The following is a 1927-nucleotide window of genomic DNA, read 5'->3' on the forward strand; positions in this document are numbered from 1 at the left end:
GACGCCGACTTGGCCGCCCGCAAGCGGGCGGCCAAGTCGGCGTCCTCGCGCAGGAAGGCGGGGACCTCACCGGACAGTTCGACGTCGCGGGCGCGGCCACGGCCGGGAGCCAACGGGGTGTCGTCGTCGATCTGGATGACGATGAGCTCGTGCTGGGCGGACAGGCGGCGCAGCCGGTCACTCACGGCGGGGTCGGTGGCGGCGTCGGGGTGGGAGGTGTCGGTGATGAGCACTACCAGGCTGCGGCGACGGTGCCAGGTGGAGACCCGTTCCAGGAGGGTGGACAGCGCCGGGCCGGGGGCGCCGGGGGCGAGGTCGTCGTCGCGGGTGAGGGCATCGAACTGGCGCTCAAGCAGCGACAGGATCATTTCGGCGTGCTCGGAGCCGGAGCGCGGCGGGCGGGAGACGACGCGGGCGGTGTCGGCGGCGACGAGTGCGACCGTGTCCCCGCGCAGCCGGGCCAGGTAGGCGAATACCTCGGCGACGGCGAGCGCCAGCTCGCGCTTGTCCTCGCCGCTGGCGGCCTGTGCGGCCATGGTGCGGCCGGTGTCCACGGCCAGCACCAGCGGCAGGTTGGACTCGCGCTGGTAGCGCTTAATGACCGGCTGGCCGATGCGGGCCGAGGCCTTCCAGTCAATGTCGGTGACGTCGTCGCCCGGCCGGTAGGCGGACAGGTCGTCGAAGTCCTGGCCGTGGCCAACGAACACGGAGCGGTGGCGCCCATCCAGCAGGCTGGTGGAGCGGCGCAGGGTGGGCAGGGACAGGCGGCCGCGCACGCGCGCCACCCGGGAACCGGACCGGCGTCGGCGGGCGGGGTTCGGTTCGGGCGGAGAAGCGGGCGTGGCTGCGCTGGAGGTCATGGGCGGCAACTCGTGGGTGCGGGTCAGGGGGTGGGCACCGCGGCGAAGATCGCGTCGATGATGGCTTCGGGGGCGATGTCGTCGGCGAGGGCGTCGTAGGTGAGCACCAGCCGGTGGCGCAGCACCCCGTAGCGGAGCAGGCGCACGTCGTCGGGGGTGACGTAGGTGCGGCCGGCCTGCAGGGCGACGGCCTGGGCGATCTTCATGAGCGCAATGCCGCCGCGCGGGGAGGCACCCACGCGCACGTGCCGTTCCAGACCGCGCACGGGCCGGGGGCCGCCGCCGCGGGAGGTGTTGACCAGGGCGACGATGTACTGCTTGATAACCGGGTCGACGTAAACGCGTTCGACGGCGCCCGCCAGCCATTCGACGTCCTCGGTGGTGATGGGCTGGGTGCGGATGGGCTCTTCGAAGGCGCCGGTGGCGATGCGGTCGAGCACGTCGGCCTCCTCCGCGGGCCGCGGGTAGGTGAGCACCTCCTTCATGAGGAAGCGGTCCATCTGGGCCTCGGGCAGGACGTAGGTGCCCTCCTCCTCAATGGGGTTCTGGGTGGCCAGCACCATGAAGGGCTGTGGCAGCGGGTAGATGACGCCGCCGATGGAGGTCTGGCGCTCCTGCATGGCCTCGAGCATGGCCGACTGGGTCTTGGCGCTGGAGCGGTTGATTTCATCGAGCAGCACGATGTTGGCGTGCACCGGGCCGAGCTGAGTGGTCATCTCGCCGGTGGCGTAGTTGAGGACCTGGGTGCCGACGATGTCGTTGGGCATGAGGTCCGGGGTGCACTGGATGCGGTGGAAGCTGCCGGACACGGCGGCGGCCAGCGTCTGGGCGGCGGTGGTCTTGGCCAGGCCGGGCACGGATTCGAGCAGGATGTGTCCGCCGGCGATGAGGCTGGAAACCAGGGCGATGCGCAGCTGCTCCTGGCCGACGACCCGCTGGGAGAAGATCTCGCTGACGCGCCCCAGTAGCTGTCCGGCGCGTTCGACGTCGGCCTTCGGGGAGGCGTTGGAGCGGGATGTCCGCTCGGCCTCACGCTCCAACTCCGCCGATGAGGGGAGGGACTGGGT

2 protein-coding genes are annotated in these 1927 nt (G+C 71.5%); both read right to left on the reverse strand.

Going from position 1 to position 1927, the window contains the following annotated elements:
* Positions 1-860, reverse strand: an 860-nt coding sequence (locus RWX45_RS09330) for a DUF58 domain-containing protein (RefSeq protein WP_316023457.1), incomplete at its 3' end; no start/stop codon positions are given.
* A 23-nt stretch (positions 861-883) separates the two neighbouring features.
* The coding region (locus RWX45_RS09335) for a MoxR family ATPase (RefSeq protein WP_316023458.1) at positions 884-1927 on the reverse strand (1044 nt) is incomplete at its 5' end.

The sequence above is a fragment of the Actinomyces sp. MRS3W genome, from assembly GCF_032465695.1.
Classification (GTDB): Bacteria; Actinomycetota; Actinomycetes; order Actinomycetales; family Actinomycetaceae; genus Actinomyces.